Below are 19,385 nucleotides of genomic sequence, written 5' to 3' on the forward strand. Positions count from 1 at the left end.
CCCTTGTCTGGACTACGTGCCAACTTACTCCATAATACTGCCGCACATTCTCGCTGAGAATGCAGGTATCAGGGTCCCAGCAGGACATCAAGAAGCCTTTCGAGCTCTTCAAACGAATAATACTCTATCTCGATCTTGCCTTTCCTGCCTTTGTTGAGTATTCTTACCCGGGTTCCGAGGTTCTTGATCAACTTTTCTTCGAGAGAAGTAATCTGGGGATCTCTCTCCGGATGTAGCTTTGGCGGTCGTGATATCTTTTTTGTCAGGTGCTCGGATTCCCTGACACTGAGGCCTTTTCTCACAATTTTCCGGGCTGCATCGATCTGATTCGCTTTTCCCTCGATGCCGAGTACTGCCTTCGCGTGCCCCATACTGAGAGAACCGTTGTACACAAGCGATTTCACCTCATCAGGCAGCTTCAGGAGACGCAGATAATTGGCAATAGTTGCCCTGTCTTTGCCGACTCTGTCAGAGAGGTCCTCCTGGGTCAGCTTGAATTCAGTGATGAGCTTGCTGAAGGCTTCAGCAGCTTCAATCGGGTTCAGATCTTCCCTTTGAATGTTTTCTATAAGGGCTATTTCCAGGGAGTCTTTCGAAGCCACGTTCTTGATCAGGGCGGGGAGTTTCTTCAAGCCTGCCAGCGCGGCAGCCCTCCATCTGCGCTCACCGGTAACAAGCCTGAAAGAACCGTCACCTACCCGGGAGACGATTACCGGCTGAAGTACCCCTTTTTCCGTTATCGAAGCTGCAAGTTCCCTGAGCGAATCATCCCTGAAGGTCTTTCTCGGCTGCTGTTCACCCGGGAAGATACGGTCTATATCCAGATGTACAACCTCATCTCCCCTCTCAGGGATTAATGCCTCAAGCCCTTTGCCCAATGCCGTTTTCATGCAGCATCTCCTTTGCAAGTGACAGATAACTCTGTGCACCCTTGGATCGAATGTCATAAAGAATCGCCGGGATACCGTGACTCGGCGCTTCACCAAGCGTCACATTCCTCGGTATTACCGTCGTGAAAACCTTTTCCCCGAAATGCTTTCTGACTTCCCTGGCAACTTCCTGGGACAGATTGTTCCTTGGATCATACATGGTCAGGATGATGCCTTCAATTTCCAGGTTCGGATTCAGGGACCCCCTCACCCTGTGCAATGTCTTTGATAAAAGCCCTAATCCTTCGAGGGCATAGTATTCGCACTGTACAGGGATGAGCACAGAGTCTGCTGCAACAAGTGCATTCAGCGTAAGCAGCCCCAGAGAAGGCGGACAATCAATAAAAATATACCGATAACTGTCTTTTATCACACTAACCGCATTGTATAATATACTTTCCCGGTCCTCTTTTCCAACCAGTTCCACTTCCACACCAAGAAGGTCGATCGTGGAAGGGAGGATGCTCAGGTGTTCCACCGCGGTGGGCGTTAATGCATCCCTGATTCCGCATCTGCCTGCATATACGTCATACAGGTTCATACCGACATTTTCCCGTGCTATGCCGAGCCCTGAGGATGAATTTCCCTGCGGGTCGGTATCGATAACGAGTATTTCCTTTTCGGCAAGCGCAAGGGACGCGGCAAGATTAATGGCTGTCGTGGTCTTTCCCACTCCGCCTTTCTGATTGACTATTGTAATAACCTTCCCCATGTGATATTGTGCGGGCTGCAAACTTCCTTATTATACCAGATAATTTGTGATATAATTTTCTGAGGCGGAGGAACTGAATCGCAGCATTTCCCGAGGGTTTTGTATGAGAAACAATGCGTCTGTCCGTGTGTCACGGCAGAGGGAAAAGGGGGTATGCACCATGGTAGAGGATATTCACTGGCTCGGACATGATACGTTTAAAATTGTCGGAGAAAAGGTCATTTATACGGATCCCTTCAAGATAAAGAAAAAGGATACTGCAGATATCATCCTGATTACCCACGAGCATTTCGACCATTGTTCTCCCGATGATGTGAAGATGCTCCAGGGGCCGGAAACCGTCATCGTTGCCACGGCCGACTGCGCAAAAAAACTGACAGGTACGGTAAAGACTGTCAAACCAGGAGATGCGCTCACGGTTGCCGGCGTCGATATTAAGGTAGTGCCTTCCTATAATACCGATAAGAAGTTCCATCCGAAGGAAAACAACTGGGTAGGATATATTTTTACCGTGAAAGGCCGTCGGATATACATTGCAGGCGATACAGACTATATCCCCGAGATGAAGAACTTCAAGGTCGATATTGCCCTGCTGCCTATATCAGGCACGTATGTGATGACCGCAGCAGAAGCAGTGAAGGCTGCCCTTGATATCAAACCAAAGATTGCGATACCCATGCATTTCGGTTCGATAGTCGGCTCACAGAAAGACGCGCACGCGTTCGCTGAAGGACTGAAGGGAAAAATCGAGGTTGTGATCCTGAAAGAAGAATAATACCGGTGCAACCGGCTGATATACGTGAAGGAATTAAGGGGAGCGTAGGAAAAGAGATACTCTATTTCGAAAAGGTCGGCTCCACAAATGCACTCGCCCTGGATATCGCCGAAAAAGTCACTGACGGCACTGTGGTGCTTGCTGACAGCCAGGAAAAGGGGAAAGGCCGTCTCGGCAGAATCTGGTTGTCACCCCCGGGGGTAAATGTATATCTGAGCGTTATCCTGAAGCCTGCACTCACCTCAAGGGATGCTGCCCTCCTCACCTTTATGGCTGCCGTGGCCGGTGTACATGCTCTGAGAAGAACCTCAGGACTTGAGATAAGGATCAAATGGCCGAACGATCTGGTGGTATCTGAAAGGAAACTGGGAGGGATTCTCACTGAGACAAAAATCGAACGTCAGAGGATACTTGTTGCGGTAATCGGGATCGGCCTCAACGTAAATATGGATATTGATGCATTTCCGGCAGATCTTCTTCATACGGCAACTTCAGTCAAGATTGAAACCGGCCGCATCTTTCCCAGAGAAAGGATTATTGCGGAGATCCTGAATGAAATGGACAGATGGTATACAGAACTCAAAGGAAAAAAGAGAGAAATCCTCCTTCACGAATGGCAGCGCCTCACCTCCACGTTAGGGAGACATGTCACTGCGATTGTTGGCAAGGAGGCATATACCGGATTAGCGGACTCCGTTGACGACGAGGGAAGGCTCATTATCCGTCTTCCTTCCGGCCGGACAAGGAAGATAAGCTCCGGTGATATCACGATACTCAGATGATACTCGCCATTGACATAGGCAACTCTTCGATAAATTTAGGTATTTTCACTTCATCAGCGCTGTTCGTCAGGAAGTTTGATACCTTTCCGCTGCTGCCTCCTGCAGAATACACGGCACTGGTGAATCAGTTTATCGCAGAAAAACATGTGGAAAAAAAAGCCGAAGGGATTATAATATCTTCTGTCGTGCCGGGCCATACAAAGGTATTCATGAGGGTTTTCGCCGGGATTTCCTCCCGTAAGCCACTCACAGTCAGTCACGCATTAAAAACCGGCCTTGCATTCAGGATCCCGAATCCCGGTGAACTGGGCGCAGACAGAATAGCAAATGCTGCAGCAGCATACGAATTTTCCCGAGATGCTGTTGCAGTGGTCGACTGTGGCACTGCCACAACAATAAGCATTGTCGATAGAGATGGGAATTATACTGGCGGAGCCATCATGCCGGGAATCCGGCTGATGAACGAGTCTTTGGCCAGAGGAGCGTCGCAACTGTTCGAGGTGCCGGTTCGGCCACCGGTATCCGCTCTCGGCACTTCTACCGCAGAATGCATTCAGGCAGGGTTGATCTTTGGGACCGCGGGCGCTGTGGAAAGAATTCTGAAGGAAACTGAAAAAGAAGCCGGCTGCCGTCTGAAGACAGTCGTGACAGGAGGGTATGGTGAAATGATGTCAGGTTTTCTCACAAGGACGCATGTTCTCCTGCCTTTCCTTACACTCGAGGGCCTTCATATCATTTACAGGAAAAACACGGATGCATGAGCTGAGAAAAGATATCCTGCTCGGACGATGGGTTGCAGTTACCTCGGAATCCAGACACCCCTCTTACTATACCGCTGCTGTCCCCGAAAAAGCTGATGAAAGCAACTGTGTTCTCTGCTCCGGTCGGGAATCCGAGACACCTCCGGAAATAGTTTCCGTAAGAAAAACCGGCACCGGCGGATGGTGGGTCCGGGCACTTCCGAGTTTCAAACCGATTTTTCAGGTAGAAGGGGACCTCGGCCGCAAAGGGGTCGGCATCTATGACAAAATGAACAGCATCGGGGCGAACGAAATCCTCGTCGAATCTCCTGAACATACTGTAAGACCCGAAGACATGGGGCTTGAGCAGATGATACGGGTGATTACCCTCTACCGGGACCGTGTGGCTGACCTCGAAAAAGACTCCCGCCTGAGGTATATATTGATATACAAGGATGCGGGAAAAGAGGCAGGCGAGGTCTTTTCGCATCCTCTTTCAAACCTCATGGCAACCCCTGTGATACCCAAGACAGTCAAGGATGAACTGGACAATGCAAAACAGTACTTTGCCTATAAAGAAAGATGCATCTTCTGTGATATAATTAGTGAAGAATTGAGGGTCGGCGAGAGGATAATCCTCGAAACGAGGAATTTTTTGGCCTTTTGTCCTTACGCAGCCCAATTCCCTTTTGAATCATGGATAATTCCAAAAAGACACTGTTGTGCATTTCATGAGATTTCGTATGATGAAATAGAGGATATGGGCCTGATGCTGATGTCTGTGCTGAAAAAACTCCGGAAAGTCCTTAATGAACCACCCTATAACTATTTCATTCATACTGCCCCGAATATGGTTCCGAGGAGAAACCACTGGCATACGCTTGGTGAGGATTTTCACTGGCACCTGGAAATAATACCTCGGCTTTTAAGGACAAGCGGGTTTGAATGGGGTTCAGGATTTTGTATCCTTCCCACATCACCGGAAAATGCAGCAAAATATCTTAGGGAGGTTGAATAATGGAAATCAAAAGTATTCTTTTTCCGACCGATTTTTCTGATGGAGCATCTCAGGCACTGAAGTATGCTGTGGACATGGCAAACCGTTACGGAGCAAAGCTCCATATTATCCACGTAATCTATGACATTGCAAAGGCCTCAGGGTGGTATGTGCCGCACATATCTGTTGACCAGATGTACAAGGAAATTGAAGAGGGTGCAAAAAAAGAACTTGAGAGGTTCGGTGTTGAAGAGCTCAGCGGAGTGAAAAACCTGGAGCGCAGCGTCATTATGGGTGTCCCTCATGAAGAAATCGTGAACTATGCCAACAAAAACAAAATCGACCTTATTGTTATTGCCACACACGGGAGAAAAGGGATCGACAGGATTCTTTTCGGAAGCACCGCAGCGCAGGTTGTACGGTTCGCACCCTGCCCTGTACTTACCGTCAGGCTCCCGATGTACTAGGAACGCAGGGCATGCGGGTATACCTCTCGGAGAACGCGTTTCTGGATCTGCTTCTCAGCTCTGCAGAGGTGTACAGGAAAGAATGTTTTGGTTTTCTTTTGGGCTACAAACTTGAGGACAGGTTCATAGTTGAACATGCCTTCAGTGTCCAGACCGCACACAGAAAACACAAGGGGGTCGAATATACCAACAAGAACCACAGGAAGATAGAACCGATTCTCGCCCGGTTCAATAAACTGCAGAAAATAGGGGATTTTCACTCTCACACACAGTTCGGTCCGACGAAAGGCCTTCCCATACCGAGCGAGGAAGACATCAGGGGCATGATGCCCAATTGTGTGTATCTCATAGTTGCGATCAACAATAATGAGAAGACCATGTCATGGGGTGAAAACAGAGACGGTACGATATCCGGTACAGTAAGCAGATTCTTCTTCAAAATATCCGCGCATTTTCTGAATGGCGAAACTGCGGTAAAACGTGCGAAGATTCATTGCCCGTTCCCTCCAGGATTCTAAATGTACACAATATGATTCAGGGACAGGAGAGACGGTGAAGGCAACGAGCATTTCACCGGGTCTCTTCTCTCTGTATTATGTAATACCAGATCCAGCAGGTGGTGATTAGTACTCTCTCATATATACGAAAATGAAGCTGAGCACGAAAGTTCTCGTTATCGGAGGAGGCCCGGCAGGAGCAATGGCTGCGCGGTGCCTTGCAGAACATGGAGTAGACGTTCTGCTGCTCGAAAAAAATATGTCTTTCCGCAAACCATGCGGCGGAGGCATATCCCTCACCGCGTTCGACGAACTCGGGATCCCGAAAACTGCGATAAAAAGAGTAGTTCAGTCTTTCCGCATTGTTTCGCCTCAAGGCGCACAGATTGATCTTGACCTGAAAGGAAGTCGTCTGGCGATTGTCGAAAGGCAGGAGTTTGATGCAGCGATGCGAAAACAGGCTGAAGCAAGCGGCGCACGGGTCATGGAGGGGGAATTCTGCGGCATCATAAACGGCAGGAGGCATGAGATTACGGCAAATATTGCTGGTTCGGCAACGGCAATTGCATCTGAATTCGTGATTGCTGCAGACGGGGTTAACTCAAGGGTAAGGACAGTGCTCGGGATAAAACCCGCCCGGTCCTTTTTTACCGCATCGGAGCATATTGCAGGACAACACACCGACTGCTGCGAATTCTGGTTTGGTGCATCCCATGCACCGCTTGCGTATTCCTGGGTATTTCCCGCAGACGGCGGGATATCATTCGGAACCGGCTGCTTTGAACCGGGAAAAATCAGTCTGTATTTCGAAAAGTTCAAGGAAAGGAAGGGGATTGTCACGGGCAAACGCAGAAGAAAAATATACAGGATACCCATTTGGAAGGGTGATCTTTATAATAAAGAAAAGATTTTCTTCACCGGTGATTCCGCAGGACAGGTGATGCCACTTACCTATGAAGGGATCTATTATGCAATGAAGGCAGGTCAATTCGCCGCGCAGGCTGTCCTTGAGAAAAAGGCGGATAATTACAGGAGGATATGGACAAACAGCTTTCAAAAACGCTTCAGACTTATGGAAAAACTCAGAAACTACTTTCTCCGGGACGATGAATCTGCGGAGAGGCTGGTTGCCTTGCACCGCAGAGAAGAGATCCGGGAGGCATCTCTCAGACTCTGGGTCAGACACAGCAGCAGTACTGATAGCATTCCGGGGTATATGAAATTTTTCGGAAAATTCCTGCGTTGAGCCTGAGACGATTCTTCATTTATTCATTTGCGGTGCATCTCCTTGTTCTTGCTGCAATTCTCGTCCTCATGCCGGCTGAACAGAAACAGAAAAAGGGAGAAGATTTCTTTGCAAAAATCATTTCTCCCGAAGAACTCCTGCGTACGCCACAGACTGTCCCGATGCCCGGACCTCGGCCCGGAATCAAACCCTCTCCGGGAGCGCCGGGGACACATTCCCCGGTCATGAAGCCCGCGCCTTCAAAACAAGAACGTGGCATCATACCCGGAGACAGGGACACCGTTCCCTCCCGTCCCCCTTCCCCTCATATTCCTTCGCCCCCTCCTTCACCGGAACAGCGCGGAGACGGCAGGGAACGTCCTCCTTCATCCCTGAAACCGTATCCCGGGGAACCATCTGTGAGGGAAAAGCTCTTTGACAAAAAAATAATCGGCGACATTGCAAAGAGAGAAACCGAAAAACTGCAGGAAAAAGAAATCAGGGACACGGCTATTACATTCGATACCAAGGAATATAAGTTCCTGATCTATAACAGGCGACTGAAAGAACGCATCGAGAGCATCTGGATATACCCTCCCGATGCCGCAGCGCGAGGAATTTACGGAGACCTCAGGATCCGCTTTACGATCAGGAAAAACGGACAGCTTGGGGCGGTTGAGATTACAAGGACGTCTGGCCACAAAAACCTTGACGATGCCGCAATTAAGGCGTTGAGGGACGGAGCTCCATATTGGCCGCTGCCGGCAGAATGGGGCATGGACGCATATACAATAGAAGGCCACTTTATTTATACTATATACGGTTACTACATACGATAGCGCTTTGCTTTGAACCTTTTTGAACTCTACAATGAGACCGAGACTGTATTTGAAAGTCGGGGATGTCGTCAGGCATACCCGCTACAGCACATGGGGCGATGGAGAAGTCATAGAAGAACGTCATTCAACGCTTCCGGGCGGCTTCTGCCTTGTGAGAGTACTGTTTGAAGACGGTGTTGAAAGATCCTTTATTAACGACCTGAACAACGAATGCTGCTGCTATTATTCCGGCCTGAGAGTCTGCGAAATTTAAGATTTAGGTTAAGTTTGTTCTGTAACACTACATAATAAAAGAATTTTCTTGACAAAATAATCTCTTGATGGTTTAATTTTTAACATGGGCCCTTACACGTGTCTTATTGAGAGAGAGACACCTGCCATTTTAGTCGTGGATGATATGGAATCGAATCTCGAGCTGATGGAGGCGATTTTTCTCAAAGAGGGATTCAGAGTTTACAGCGCTCTGGGAGCAACTGAAGCGATTAATATTTTCAGGAAACAGCCCGTTGATCTCGCGGTGCTCGATGTGATGATGCCGGGTATCGACGGCTTCGAACTCTGCACCAGAATCAAGGACATATCAGGCAAACACTTTTTCCCTGTTATCCTCCTGACCGCGCTCTCGGACAGAACCAGCAGAATAAAGGGCCTTGAATGCGGCGCTGACGATTTCATCAGCAAGCCTTTTGATACATCAGAACTGCTGCTCAAAATCAAATCTCTCCTGAAACTCAAGACCCTTCAGGAAGAACTTGACCACTCAGAAAACATCATCCTGACCATGGCAGTGGCAATGGAAGCAAGAGATCCATATACAAAAGGGCATTCAACACGGGTCAGCAAGCTGTCGGTGGAGTTCTTATCCTTTCTGGGGCTTTCCCAGGAGGACAAGGCGGAAATGAAAAAAGCCGGAATCCTTCACGATATAGGAAAAATCTGCCTGAGTCAGTCTCTGCTCCGCAAGCCCGGCCCCCTCACAAAAGAAGAGGTCGAAATGATCAAGACCCATGCCCTGCTTGGTGAAGATATCTGCCGTCCTCTCGTCTCAATGAGAAGGATACTCCCTGCCATCCGGTACCACCATGAGCGCTGGGATGGCACAGGATTTCCTGACAGGCTTGCCGGCCATGACATTCCGGTCATGGCAAGGATACTCTCGATTGTCGATTCCTTTGATGCGATGGTATCGGTACGTCCATATCGGGATCGCAGATCCGTGAAGGAAACCCTCGAGATAATGAGCGCAGAGCGATACTCCGGCCAGTGGGACTCTGAGCTTCTCGGGTATTTTCTTGACATGATGTACCGTCTCTCAGCGAAGGATTACAGGATAGATGCTTAAATTAGCAATTGCAGGCGGAAATATCGGAGCCAGCGCACTGATTTCCCTTCTCAGGGGAGATACGAGCACCGATCTCATCGGTCTCTATGAAAAGAAACTTGACTCACCCGGTGTAATACTCGCCAGAAAATGGAATATTCCGGTCTTCGAGGAAATTCAGTTACTTTGCAATGCACACCCGGAAATGGTCATCAATGTTGCCGGAGACACAAAAATCAGCAATGAGATCAGAACACTGTCCGGCAACAGAATTGAGGTGATAGAAGGAGTCGGCGCCAGGCTCCTCTGGGAAATCATCGAGAAGCAGAAGCGTGCAAAGCTCGAAGCGTTCAAGGCTATCGAAAACCAGAAGACCGTCTCAGCCCTTCTGTCAAAGATTCCCGTAACATCCCCGGCCAGCGAATTATTCGAACTCATCCTTGACAAGGCGCTCGAACTGACCGAATCGCCTGCCGGCAGTCTTGCCCTGATTGAAAATCACGAAATGAACTTTGTGGTCTCAAAGGGGTTGAGCAAGCGGTTCACAGAAAATACATCGTGGAGCGTAATCCCCGGCGGACTGACCGATATCATTATCCAGAACAGGGAGATTATGGCGATCAGCGACACCCTGAAGGTCGATTATACCAGAAACAATCCTGCGCTTCTCACTGAGAAGATCAGAGCGCTGCTTGCCTGTCCCGTGCTATTGCGGGATCAGGTTATCGGAATCTTTTATATTGATGATTTCAAGCCGAGGCAGTTTTCCGAGCGACAGAAGGCATCCCTGAATCTCATGGCCGGCATCATGAGCGTCTGCATCGACAGGATTGCACTGGCAAGACAGGCAGAAGATTCCAAGCTTGAGTCATTCAATCTGATGGAAGCCTCAAACGACATGGTCATCATGACAGATCCTTCAGGCATTATCACCGTGTTCAACGACAGGGCAACTGCACTTCTCGGGTATTCCGAGCAGTACCTGAAAGGCAGGGATATCAGCCTCCTGCTGAAAGAAACCCTCCTGAAGGAAATCAGGGAAAAGCTTGAAAAACAGGTTGAACTCATCGACCAGGAAGCCACCCTCCTCGGGTCCGGGGGCCGTACACTCGAGGTGAAGCTGAACGCCCTCTCCCTGAAGGACTCAAAAGGAAAGATTTCGGGCTTTATTTTTATATCCAGGAGCCTGAAGGAAGAAAAAGACCTCAAGGAGCTACTGAAAGAGAAGTCCAGAGAGCTGGAAAACCTGAAGCAGAACCTCGAAAAAAAGGTGCTTGAGAGAACAGAAGAACTGGAAAAGACAAACAGGGAGCTTGAATATGCGAACCAGCTGAAAGGCAGGTTCATCGCAAACATGAGCCACGAACTGAGAACGCCCCTGAATTCCGTGCTTGGATTTTCAGACGTGCTGCTCGACAGGACTTTCGGGAATCTGACGGAGAATCAGGAACGGTACATAAAAAACATCTATACCTCCGGAAAACATCTGCTCGAACTGATCAATAATGTCCTTGACATCGCAAAAATAGAGTCAGGCAAATATGAAATGGTCTATGAAACATTCCTCGTCGACGAAGTCATCGGCGATGTCATCAATGTCATGAAATCACTCGCAGAGGATAAGTTCATCGAAATCTTTGTCTCGATCGGTGAAGGTATCAGCACGCTCACGGCAGACAGGGTAAAACTGAAGCAGATCCTTTACAACCTCCTCTCGAATGCAATAAAGTTTACGCCTGAAGGCGGCATGGTGAAAATCGATGTCATGAAGGAAGAATCTGCGGACAAACTGAACGCAGGTGCCGCACCCGGCATTGAGTTCATTAGGTTTTCCGTGCAGGATACCGGCATCGGCATCGGCCCTGAAGACAAGGAAAGGATATTTGACGAGTTCGAACAGGCCAGCACGTCATTAGCAAAAAAATACGGCGGGGTAGGGCTCGGTCTCGCCCTCACGAAAAAGCTGGTGGAGCTGCATGGAGGGGCAATCGCCGTTGAGAGCAACCTTGGAGAGGGAAGCATGTTCTCTTTCTGGATTCCGGTCACCTCCCCTGTGCCTGAAATAACGGAAACAGAGAACCTGGAAGCAGTCAGCCTGAATTTTCCGTGGATGAAAGACGAAGCGCCTCTCATTCTCATTGTTGAGGATGACCTGTCCACCTCAGAGCTCCTTACCCTGCATCTGACCCAATCAGGATATAAAGTCGCCCACGCCTTCAACGGTGAAGAAGCGCTGGAAAAGGCAAGAAAGCTCCAGCCGTTTGCCATCACACTGGACGTCCTCCTCCCGAAAAAAGACGGATGGGAAGTGCTGCAGGAACTGAAGACCGACCAGACGACATCGCATATTCCTGTCATCATTCACTCCATTGTTGACAACAAAGACCTTGCCTTTGCTCTTGGCGCAACTGACTACCTCCTTAAACCGCTTGATAAGGAAGCCATGCTCTCGAAACTCGAGGAAATCACCATTGCAAAAGGCAAACGCGTCCTGCCTGTATCCCTTCTCATCATTGAATCAGAGGATGAGGTGACGAACACCCTGAAGGAGATTTTTGAACCGCAGGGCTTTCTCATGTATACCGCTCCCACCGGGAAAAGGGGGATAGAACTCGCATCCGCGCTCAGGCCGGGAGCGATTCTGCTGAATTTCACCCTTCCGGACATGCTCAGTTATGATGTCATTAAGGAGATCAAGGAAAATCCGTCGACAAAGGACATCCCGATCTTCATACTCACCGAAAGGGATATTTCGGTCGAGGACAGACTGTCTCTTGTCGGAAAGATCGAACGGATCGTTCAGAAATACGCGTTTGATACCAAGGAACTGGTCGGGCATATTAAGGAGCTTGAGATCCTTTACCCCCGCCGGGCAGGGCTCATCGATGACCTCACAGGGGTATTCAGCCACCGGTATTTTCAGATCAGGCTCGCGCAGGAAGTCGAGAGGGCAACACGGTATAAAATCCCCCTGAACCTTCTGCTGCTCGATCTGGATTCATTCAGCCAGTATGTAGCACGTCATGGAGAATACTACGGCAATATCACCCTGAAAAAGGTTGCCGACCTCATACGGAAAAACATACGGGGATCGGATGTGGTCGTCCGCTACGGGGGAGACTCTTTTGCGATCATACTGCCGAATACCGTAATTTCATCAGCTCTCTCGATGAGCAACAGGTTCAATGCGATTATCAAGAATTATCCTTTCATCTATGAGAATTCACAACCAAAGGGACATATCACGGCCAGCATTGGCCTTACCTTTCTTGACGGTCAGACAACAGAGGAATTTATCTTGTGCGCTGAGAAAGCCCTGGCCCGTGCGTTCAACAAAGGGGGAGACAGGGTAGAAGTGTACTCCAAGGAACAGTATGAAAAGGAAGAAGTCGAGCAGTACTGAGTCCTTCTATGTTGCGGTTGAAAGTCCTGTTGGCACACTGTATCTGCTCTTTACAGAAAATACCCTCAGGGGCATTGAATTCAGAAGACCGAATGAAATGCTCCGCAGAAGCGATGCCCCCGCATCCATCATAAGGGAACTCAGGGAATATTTTGCACACGGCAGGCAGAATTTCACACAGAAGATATCCCTTACAAAAGGCTCGGATTTTGACCGCAACGTCTGGCTGGCGCTCCGGGAGATCCCCTACGGAGAGACAAGAACCTATAAATGGCTGGCCGAACAGATAGGCAAGCCGAATGCCTTCAGGGCAGTTGGGCAATCCCTCGGCAGAAACCCGCTTCCCATCATACTCCCCTGCCACCGCGTCATCGAATCCGATGGATCACTCGGGGGTTATTCAGCAGGCACCGACATAAAAAGGCGGCTGCTTGATATTGAATACTATATTAAACTCACAAAGGAAGTTTAGCGCAAAGGGAAAAAACATGCATGAAATCGTGGTGTTCATCACTGCTGCAAAGGAAGAACAAGCAACAAAAATCGCACACGCATTGGTTGAAGCAAGGCTTGCCGGATGCGTTAACATTATCAGCAACATCCGGTCCGTGTACCGCTGGGAAGGCAAAATAGAGAATGATAAAGAAATACTGATGATCGCAAAGACACAGAAAAAGCTTTTCAGGCGGCTTGCAAAAAAGGTGAAAGAGCTCCACAGTTATTCGGTTCCCGAGATCATTGCCATGCCGGTCGTCAGCGGTTCACCGGCTTATCTGAAATGGCTGTCTGAAGTGACCGGCTGAAAGAACCCCTGATGAAAGCCGCTTTTTTCCAGTTTAATCCCCTTTTTGGCAAAAAGGATGACAATCTGCGCAAGGTCTTCTCAGCGGTAAGCGATATGGATGCAGATCTCCTTGTGCTGCCGGAGTTTTTTGCAACCGGGTACCAGTTTATTGCGGAAGACGAGGTGTCGGAGCTCTCCGAGAAGATACCCGGAGGACATACCGTGCAGTTCCTCGCAGAATTGTCGCACTCAAAGAACTGTTACCTTGTTGCCGGTCTCCCGGAGCGGCATGGCGATGCGTTTTTTAACAGTGCGGTGCTCACCGGACCGGACGGGTTTATGGGAGTGTATCGCAAGACCCATCTTTTCTTCGAGGAAAAACGCTTTTTTCAGCCGGGCGATACGGGGTTCCGGGTGTGGGATACCAGGGCAGGCAGAATCGGTGTCATGATATGCTTTGATTGGTTTTTCCCGGAATCAATGAGATCCCTTGCGCTGATGGGAGCCGAGGTGATTGCCCATCCGTCCAACCTGGTACTGCCGTATTGCCCGGACTCCATGCCCGTGAGATGCCTTGAAAACAGAGTGTATGCGATAACAGCCAACAGGATCGGGGAAGAGCAGCGCAAAGAAGGGGTCACCCTGAAATACATCGGTCAGAGCATTATTGCGTCCCCGAATGCGGAGGTGCTGGCGAAGGCGCCGGCAGATCAGGAAATTCTGATGGCAGCAGATATAGACCCCTCTCTTGCAAGGAATAAAGCATTAAACCCTCTCAACGACCTTTTCGATGACCGGCGACCCGAGATGTATGTTTCAGTCAGCATATCCCGCGCCGCCTCTCCGAAAAAAGGGGATTGAGGGAAGTGCCGGCTTTTTTCAGGCTTCGGGGTTGAAATCACCCCTTTTCCCTGCAACTGTCAGAGCGGCAAAGAAAGTTCAGGCCGCTCTCAGAGATACCGTACATATCATCCCTCTTCCAGTACCGCCAGAATATGTTGCAGGGGTTGACGCAGCGTTTCACGGAGACAATATCGTCGCGGTCACCTGCCTTTATACCTATCCTGAGCTCTCTCCTGTCGCGGAGACATTTGCAGTGCAGAAAGTGGCGTTCCCTTATATCCCGGGATTTCTGTCATTCAGGGAAGGCCCTGCGCTCATTGCATCCATAAGGAAATTGAAGGTTATTCCTGACGTAATCCTTTATGATGGTCAGGGGATCGCGCATCCGGAACGGTTCGGCCTTGCTTCCCATGCAGGGGTGCTCCTTGATATCCCTGCGATCGGATGCGCAAAGTCGAGGCTGATCGGTACATATCAGGAACCCGGGGTCCAGAAAGGCCAGTGGTCTGCGCTGTACCATGACGGAAATGTCGTAGGCGCCGTCCTGAGAACGAGAGAACGCACACGGCCGGTCTTTGTCTCTCCCGGACACAGGATTGATATAAAGGATTCCGTAAAGATCGTGCTCGGATGCACGATAAAATATAGAATTCCTGAACCTCTCAGGAGGGCGGATCTCCTGTCCAGGCTCCTGAAAAAAGAAAAATTCGGGTGAGCATTCTCTTCTGATGCGGAACAAAGTCTCAGCAGGTCAGGTGAAATGCCGCGATCACCGTCTTATCCGTCTGAAGGGTGTTAAACAGCTCAGCAGCCTTGTCAGTCTTTTGCACAAACACCTCGATATCCCGGGACTCGAGGTAGTCGCGTGTTTCCTTCGGTACCTTCATCAGCCCGTGTGCACCGGTGCCGATCAGGAGAACCTGCGGTCGTGCGGCAAGCACCTCTTGCAGGTCGGCAACCTCAAGCATATGCCCGGTCTTCCTCCACCACGACGCATCAACCCTGCCGGGATAGATGATCAGATCAGAAGTATATGTTGTGCCACCTATACTCATCCTGCCAAAAGAGTAATGCTCGATTTTCACTTCACACCGCCCTTCATGTTGCTCCACGATGAATAAGGCAACGGTTGATATGCATTGTTTTTTATTGTTTGTGCATGATATCAGGCATATCGTCACATGCACTATTATTATAATAAAGAAACCATGGGATGCGCAGAGTGGAAAGAGACTCTGCCAGCAGGAATACTGACACCGTGAAAAGAAAATACGACCAGACCGGCAGGGAATCAGGGGTTCATGGGCCGCAGTGGGAGATACTCCACGGGGGCTATTTTTCCGACCCCGCGGTCGCGGCTCCCTTTCTGGAGAGCGTGCAGCAGGCAATCGTTCTCTCAGGGCCTGAGGTCATTGTTGACCTCGGTGGTGGAACAGGATTCATGCTCCGCGAACTGCTGAAACACCGTTCAGCAGCCGGGCTGCATCTGGTAAATCTTGATATTTCACAAAAGCAGCTCGACATGACAGGCGAACATCGCATCGTGACAGTGAGGAAATCTATCAATGAGTTCCGAAGGGAAGATGCGGAGCGGGCTGAGAAGCGATTCCTTTTTATCATGCGTTCTGCGCTGCACTACTTTGGCCGTGACGGGATGATGCCGGCATTGCGTCATCTGCGCGCTCAGATGAAACGCGGCGAGTTTTTTGTGCATCAGACAGCCTGCCTCACCCGCGGCAGGGAGGCCCGGTGTCTGAACCGTCTTTATGACTGTATGGACTCACAAAAATGGTACCCGACCTGCACATACCTTGCCGCATGCCTGAAAAAAACAGGATGGCAAATACGGTCTGTGATTCCTGCGCCACCCCTTCGACTGACGTCTCGGGATCTCGCACGACGCTACAACCTCGGGAGACAGCATCTCGCGGAGATCCGCACAATCTTCCGCACGCATTCTGAAAACCTTGCAGACATCTTCAGAAACACTCCTGAGGGGTTCGAGGCCCTGCTGCATTACCGGATTTTTACCTGTATTGCCGAATAGGACATGCGCCTTCACGCAAGAAGCAGGCGTTGACAGTTATTCCCAATGTCTATAGAGTATATATTGCATAGAGGCGTCAGGGGACATGCCTTTTCACCGGGGAAGCAGGGATATGACGGACGAGGATAAGACAAAAGCGCAGCTGAAAGAAGAAATAACCGGATTGCGCCGGCAGATCGCTGAAATTGAAGAATCCTCAGCCGGTTGCCGGCAGATGGAAGAGGCCTTCAGAAAAAGCGAAGATCGCTACAAAAAGCTCGTCAATGCGGTTACCACCTATATTTATTCAGTTGAGATAAGAGAAAAGCGGGCCGTCTCCACCTGGCACAGCATAGGATGCATTGCAGTGACAGGGTACTACCCAGAAGATTATGCAGCAAATCCCTTTTTGTGGCACTCAATGATACACCCCGACGACAGGGGTATGGTCGAAACAGCAATCAGGCAGGTGTTGCAGGGGCAGTCAATCCCACCTATCGAACACCGGATAATACGGAGGGACGGCACCCTTGTCTGGATCAGGGATACGATGGTGCCCTACTATGACGACAACAACAGTCTGGTCAGGTATGACGGGCTGATCGAAAACATATCAGACCGCAAGCAGGCAGAAAAAGCCCTTCGTGAAAGCGAAGAGAAGTTCCGGAACATGGCACAAACCGCAGTCGATGCGTTTATTCTGGCTGACCGAAGCGGCAAAATCATCTTCTGGAACAAAAGTGCAGAACGGATCTTTGGCTATCCCGAGGAAGAAATACTCGAAATGCCGCTTACCGTACTGATGCCCGAACAATTCCGTGAGGCACATCTGAAGGGAATCGAACGTGTACATGCAACAGGTGAATCGAAATATTTCGGAAAAATCACCGAGATGCAGGGCCTGAGAAAAGACGGGAACACTTTTCCCATAGAGCTTTCCGTTGCCATGTGGAAAATAGGAGAGCGCACGTTCTATTCCGGTATTATCCGTGACATTACCAAACGGAAACAGCTGGAAAAAGATCTGGAAAGAATCGCAACTACAGACAGGCTGACCCAAACATTCAACAGGACAAAATTTCATGAAGTAATGCAGAGGGAACTGGAGAGAACAAAACGGTATAATCATCCCCTGTCCATGATCATGTTCGACATCGACCATTTCAAAAAGGTGAATGATACCCATGGACATGCGGTCGGCGACTATGTCCTCCAGACACTGACGCAGATAGTGAAAGCAAATCTGCGGGAAATAGACTACCTCGTGCGATGGGGGGGCGAGGAGTTTATGATTATCGCTCCGGATACCGATATAAAAAGGGCTGACGTGCTCGCAGAGAGGATACGGAAGGCCACGGAAACCCACCAGTTCGATCATGTAGGCAGGGTCACAATCAGTTTGGGAGTAACACAGCTCCGCAGTGATGATACTGAGGACAGCTTTATTCAACGTGTCGATGATGCAATGTATCAGGCAAAGCAAAAGGGCAGAAACAGGGTGGAGACCTCAAAGCAATAATCAATGGTCGTTCCACGGGGTGTCTTCCTGCTGCTGCGTCACCTTTCTCTCATGATAACCGCTCCATGCAGGCATATCCCCGGGATTTTGACTCCTGCAAGGATTTTATGATAGTCTAAAAGACTTGCGGCATCCCGATTTTTCACCTTTTCTCCATGGGAGTGCATAGGGTTCTGGTGTCCCTCCCGGACTTCAAATCCGGTGTTGCCTGTTACAAACGGGCAGGGTGGGTTCGATTCCCACACGCTCCCGCCATTATCCCATTGATTTTAAAGGATTTATTTAAAAAAAATAGGCCTAAAAAACCGTCAACAGACCGTCAACAGAAACATTAAATAAGATTTAATTCTTATTTCGTCGTTCTCACTCAAACAGAGTCATTAGAAATATTCAATCATTACTGTCCGGTAAAAAAAGAGCCCCTTGTATAGGGACTGCCTCACTTATTTTCAATCTGTCAGGCTTCAGTGAGAGAATATCGATAAGAGCTTTCCTCTCAAAGAGCATTTCCCGAATAACACGACTCAGTTGGAGCAATGAAAACCTGTACTTAGTCTGGTACTTGATATAGGTTAGAAGCAAATAATAGCACTTGGCAGCCCAGATTTGAGTCATCACCGCGTTCTTGCTGGTTCCAAGAAACGACTTGATTTTCAGGTTCTGTTTAATCCATTTGAAAAACAATTCAATCTGCCAACGGGATTTATAAACCTGGGCAATCGTTGTTGCAGCAAGCTTGAAATTGTTCGTAAGGAACGTCAGCATCTTTTGCCTCTCTTCATCATAGTACCTGATAAGCCTGAGGTCTTTGGAATATTTAGATTTTGTTAGTACTCCCTGAAGACAAATACGCTCATCACTTAAGACCTTTTTGCTGGTAACCGGATGCTGTCCGGCAATAGGGGGAAAGTATTGTCTTTGGCTACCCGAACATCATGCCTCTTGCCGTCAGTAACGGTCATAAACGTCGGCAGTGCTCCGGAGTGGTCATAGAGACAATGCAGCTTAATCGCTCCTTTGGTCCTCCTGAACTTCGCCCAAGGAAAAACTGATAAACATAAATCTATGGTTGATACATCGATTGTATACAGCGGATTCTTGAACCTAAACTTATGCTTCGGTGTCAGGTTCTTACAACGAGCCAAGAGATGATAAAACAGCCCTTCAAATATCCGATAGTCTCTTTTTGCATTTGCATCGCAGAGTGTGCTCTTGTATATTCCGGTTATGCCCAGATGATACCACCGTGCAGCATGAGCTGATAACCCTGTTACGATATCCCGAAGGCTATCTTTTTGTTTGATCTGCGAATATAGTATTGCCATAAATTGTTGCCATGTTGTGAATGTCTTCACGTATCGATCTCCATGGTACTGTTCTACTGCTTTGTCAAATTGATATCCCTGTTGCCTCATAATAAAATGTTACCGAAGGATCGCTGACTCAGCGAGAGATTTTGTAGCATAGAGGAAGATTTTTTTCAGTTTATCTTCCAATGCCTTTCTCAGATGAAATGGGTTCAGGTT

At 49.0% G+C, this 19,385-nt stretch carries 22 protein-coding genes and 1 tRNA gene; 18 read left to right on the forward strand and 5 right to left on the reverse strand.

The window, feature by feature from the left end; all coding sequences use genetic code 11:
- Positions 1 to 68 precede the first annotated feature (68 nt).
- Positions 69 to 890 (reverse strand): ParB/RepB/Spo0J family partition protein, encoded by an 822-nt coding sequence (locus AB1552_01020; GenBank protein ID MEW6052357.1) that lies wholly within the window; start codon positions 888 to 890, stop codon positions 69 to 71.
- Positions 862 to 1,641 (reverse strand): AAA family ATPase, encoded by a 780-nt coding sequence (locus AB1552_01025; GenBank protein ID MEW6052358.1) that lies wholly within the window; start codon positions 1,639 to 1,641, stop codon positions 862 to 864. Before AB1552_01025 ends, AB1552_01020 begins: the two co-directional genes overlap by 29 nt.
- Positions 1,642 to 1,744: 103 nt before the next feature.
- Between AB1552_01025 and AB1552_01030 the strand changes: the two genes are divergently transcribed.
- The 15 genes from AB1552_01030 to nfi all read left to right on the forward strand — a co-directional run bounded on the left by AB1552_01030 (position 1,745) and on the right by nfi (position 15,029).
- Positions 1,745 to 2,416 (forward strand): MBL fold metallo-hydrolase, encoded by a 672-nt coding sequence (locus AB1552_01030; GenBank protein MEW6052359.1) that lies wholly within the window; start codon positions 1,745 to 1,747, stop codon positions 2,414 to 2,416.
- 5 nt (positions 2,417 to 2,421) lie between these two features.
- Complete coding sequence (locus AB1552_01035) at positions 2,422 to 3,198, forward strand: biotin--[acetyl-CoA-carboxylase] ligase (protein MEW6052360.1); 777 nt, start codon at positions 2,422 to 2,424, stop codon at positions 3,196 to 3,198.
- On the forward strand, positions 3,195 to 3,959 hold the full coding sequence (locus tag AB1552_01040) for a type III pantothenate kinase (protein ID MEW6052361.1): 765 nt from the start codon (positions 3,195 to 3,197) through the stop codon (positions 3,957 to 3,959). Before AB1552_01035 ends, AB1552_01040 begins: the two co-directional genes overlap by 4 nt.
- Complete coding sequence (locus AB1552_01045; GenBank protein ID MEW6052362.1) at positions 3,952 to 4,956, forward strand: HIT domain-containing protein; 1,005 nt, start codon at positions 3,952 to 3,954, stop codon at positions 4,954 to 4,956. Before AB1552_01040 ends, AB1552_01045 begins: the two co-directional genes overlap by 8 nt.
- The gene (locus AB1552_01050) at positions 4,956 to 5,402 is read left to right on the forward strand and encodes a universal stress protein (GenBank protein ID MEW6052363.1); all 447 of its coding nucleotides are present in this window, start codon (positions 4,956 to 4,958) and stop codon (positions 5,400 to 5,402) included. Before AB1552_01045 ends, AB1552_01050 begins: the two co-directional genes overlap by 1 nt.
- An 11-nt stretch (positions 5,403 to 5,413) precedes the next feature.
- Positions 5,414 to 5,920: a Mov34/MPN/PAD-1 family protein gene (locus AB1552_01055; protein ID MEW6052364.1), complete on the forward strand. Its 507-nt coding sequence runs from the start codon at positions 5,414 to 5,416 to the stop codon at positions 5,918 to 5,920.
- Between the two features lie 130 nt (positions 5,921 to 6,050).
- Positions 6,051 to 7,145 carry an NAD(P)/FAD-dependent oxidoreductase gene (locus AB1552_01060; protein ID MEW6052365.1) on the forward strand — a complete coding sequence of 365 codons (1,095 nt, stop codon included), beginning with the start codon at positions 6,051 to 6,053 and terminating at the stop codon, positions 7,143 to 7,145.
- The gene (locus AB1552_01065) at positions 7,142 to 7,963 is read left to right on the forward strand and encodes an energy transducer TonB (GenBank protein ID MEW6052366.1); all 822 of its coding nucleotides are present in this window, start codon (positions 7,142 to 7,144) and stop codon (positions 7,961 to 7,963) included. The genes AB1552_01060 and AB1552_01065 overlap by 4 nt, the downstream gene beginning before the upstream one ends.
- A 31-nt stretch (positions 7,964 to 7,994) precedes the next feature.
- On the forward strand, positions 7,995 to 8,216 hold the full coding sequence (locus AB1552_01070; protein MEW6052367.1) for a DUF3553 domain-containing protein: 222 nt from the start codon (positions 7,995 to 7,997) through the stop codon (positions 8,214 to 8,216).
- An 84-nt stretch (positions 8,217 to 8,300) separates the two neighbouring features.
- Positions 8,301 to 9,305 carry an HD domain-containing phosphohydrolase gene (locus tag AB1552_01075; protein MEW6052368.1) on the forward strand — a complete coding sequence of 335 codons (1,005 nt, stop codon included), beginning with the start codon at positions 8,301 to 8,303 and terminating at the stop codon, positions 9,303 to 9,305.
- A complete protein-coding gene (locus AB1552_01080; GenBank protein ID MEW6052369.1) occupies positions 9,298 to 12,687 on the forward strand; it encodes a diguanylate cyclase in 3,390 nt (1,129 codons plus the stop codon). The genes AB1552_01075 and AB1552_01080 overlap by 8 nt, the downstream gene beginning before the upstream one ends.
- The gene (locus tag AB1552_01085) at positions 12,659 to 13,159 is read left to right on the forward strand and encodes a methylated-DNA--[protein]-cysteine S-methyltransferase (protein ID MEW6052370.1); all 501 of its coding nucleotides are present in this window, start codon (positions 12,659 to 12,661) and stop codon (positions 13,157 to 13,159) included. The genes AB1552_01080 and AB1552_01085 overlap by 29 nt, the downstream gene beginning before the upstream one ends.
- A gap of 16 nt (positions 13,160 to 13,175) precedes the next feature.
- Positions 13,176 to 13,490 carry a divalent-cation tolerance protein CutA gene (gene cutA, locus AB1552_01090; GenBank protein ID MEW6052371.1) on the forward strand — a complete coding sequence of 105 codons (315 nt, stop codon included), beginning with the start codon at positions 13,176 to 13,178 and terminating at the stop codon, positions 13,488 to 13,490.
- An 11-nt stretch (positions 13,491 to 13,501) separates the two neighbouring features.
- Positions 13,502 to 14,332 (forward strand): nitrilase-related carbon-nitrogen hydrolase, encoded by an 831-nt coding sequence (locus AB1552_01095; GenBank protein ID MEW6052372.1) that lies wholly within the window; start codon positions 13,502 to 13,504, stop codon positions 14,330 to 14,332.
- 31 nt (positions 14,333 to 14,363) lie between these two features.
- Positions 14,364 to 15,029, forward strand: coding sequence for a deoxyribonuclease V (gene nfi / locus AB1552_01100; protein MEW6052373.1), 666 nt, complete (start codon positions 14,364 to 14,366; stop codon positions 15,027 to 15,029).
- Between the two features lie 28 nt (positions 15,030 to 15,057).
- Here nfi and AB1552_01105 read toward each other — a convergent pair whose 3' ends face one another.
- Positions 15,058 to 15,399, reverse strand: coding sequence for an Mth938-like domain-containing protein (locus AB1552_01105; GenBank protein MEW6052374.1), 342 nt, complete (start codon positions 15,397 to 15,399; stop codon positions 15,058 to 15,060).
- Between the two features lie 137 nt (positions 15,400 to 15,536).
- On the opposite strand from AB1552_01105, the gene AB1552_01110 reads away from it, so the two are divergent.
- From AB1552_01110 to AB1552_01120, 3 genes are all read left to right on the forward strand, one after another.
- The gene (locus AB1552_01110) at positions 15,537 to 16,361 is read left to right on the forward strand and encodes a class I SAM-dependent methyltransferase (GenBank protein MEW6052375.1); all 825 of its coding nucleotides are present in this window, start codon (positions 15,537 to 15,539) and stop codon (positions 16,359 to 16,361) included.
- A gap of 112 nt (positions 16,362 to 16,473) precedes the next feature.
- The gene (locus AB1552_01115) at positions 16,474 to 17,859 is read left to right on the forward strand and encodes a diguanylate cyclase (GenBank protein ID MEW6052376.1); all 1,386 of its coding nucleotides are present in this window, start codon (positions 16,474 to 16,476) and stop codon (positions 17,857 to 17,859) included.
- A 157-nt stretch (positions 17,860 to 18,016) separates the two neighbouring features.
- Positions 18,017 to 18,114 (forward strand) — tRNA-Sec (locus AB1552_01120).
- Positions 18,115 to 18,249: 135 nt separating this feature from the next.
- On the opposite strand, the gene AB1552_01125 is transcribed toward AB1552_01120, so the two are convergent.
- The gene (locus AB1552_01125; GenBank protein MEW6052377.1) at positions 18,250 to 18,759 is read right to left on the reverse strand and encodes a transposase; all 510 of its coding nucleotides are present in this window, start codon (positions 18,757 to 18,759) and stop codon (positions 18,250 to 18,252) included.
- Positions 18,720 to 19,274, reverse strand: a complete 555-nt coding sequence (locus AB1552_01130) for a DUF4372 domain-containing protein (protein ID MEW6052378.1) — start codon at positions 19,272 to 19,274, stop codon at positions 18,720 to 18,722. Before AB1552_01130 ends, AB1552_01125 begins: the two co-directional genes overlap by 40 nt.
- Positions 19,275 to 19,385: the final 111 nt, after the last annotated feature.

The organism is Nitrospirota bacterium (assembly GCA_040754395.1).
Taxonomy (GTDB): Bacteria; Nitrospirota; Thermodesulfovibrionia; order Thermodesulfovibrionales; family SM23-35; genus JBFMCL01.

What these genes read in the sequence shown, in the direction of transcription:
- AB1552_01020 (MEW6052357.1), bottom strand. Translation starts at nt 890, where the DNA reads ATGAAAACGGCATTGGGCAAAGGGCTTGAGGCATTAATCCCTGAGAGG.
- AB1552_01025 (MEW6052358.1), bottom strand. Translation starts at nt 1,641, where the DNA reads ATGGGGAAGGTTATTACAATAGTCAATCAGAAAGGCGGAGTGGGAAAG.
- AB1552_01030 (MEW6052359.1), top strand. Translation starts at nt 1,745, where the DNA reads ATGAGAAACAATGCGTCTGTCCGTGTGTCACGGCAGAGGGAAAAGGGG.
- AB1552_01040 (MEW6052361.1), top strand. Translation starts at nt 3,195, where the DNA reads ATGATACTCGCCATTGACATAGGCAACTCTTCGATAAATTTAGGTATT.
- AB1552_01045 (MEW6052362.1), top strand. Translation starts at nt 3,952, where the DNA reads ATGCATGAGCTGAGAAAAGATATCCTGCTCGGACGATGGGTTGCAGTT.
- AB1552_01050 (MEW6052363.1), top strand. Translation starts at nt 4,956, where the DNA reads ATGGAAATCAAAAGTATTCTTTTTCCGACCGATTTTTCTGATGGAGCA.
- AB1552_01055 (MEW6052364.1), top strand. Translation starts at nt 5,414, where the DNA reads ATGCGGGTATACCTCTCGGAGAACGCGTTTCTGGATCTGCTTCTCAGC.
- AB1552_01060 (MEW6052365.1), top strand. Translation starts at nt 6,051, where the DNA reads ATGAAGCTGAGCACGAAAGTTCTCGTTATCGGAGGAGGCCCGGCAGGA.
- AB1552_01070 (MEW6052367.1), top strand. Translation starts at nt 7,995, where the DNA reads ATGAGACCGAGACTGTATTTGAAAGTCGGGGATGTCGTCAGGCATACC.
- AB1552_01075 (MEW6052368.1), top strand. Translation starts at nt 8,301, where the DNA reads ATGGGCCCTTACACGTGTCTTATTGAGAGAGAGACACCTGCCATTTTA.
- AB1552_01080 (MEW6052369.1), top strand. Translation starts at nt 9,298, where the DNA reads ATGCTTAAATTAGCAATTGCAGGCGGAAATATCGGAGCCAGCGCACTG.
- AB1552_01085 (MEW6052370.1), top strand. Translation starts at nt 12,659, where the DNA reads ATGAAAAGGAAGAAGTCGAGCAGTACTGAGTCCTTCTATGTTGCGGTT.
- cutA (MEW6052371.1), top strand. Translation starts at nt 13,176, where the DNA reads ATGCATGAAATCGTGGTGTTCATCACTGCTGCAAAGGAAGAACAAGCA.
- AB1552_01095 (MEW6052372.1), top strand. Translation starts at nt 13,502, where the DNA reads ATGAAAGCCGCTTTTTTCCAGTTTAATCCCCTTTTTGGCAAAAAGGAT.
- AB1552_01115 (MEW6052376.1), top strand. Translation starts at nt 16,474, where the DNA reads ATGACGGACGAGGATAAGACAAAAGCGCAGCTGAAAGAAGAAATAACC.
- AB1552_01130 (MEW6052378.1), bottom strand. Translation starts at nt 19,274, where the DNA reads ATGAGGCAACAGGGATATCAATTTGACAAAGCAGTAGAACAGTACCAT.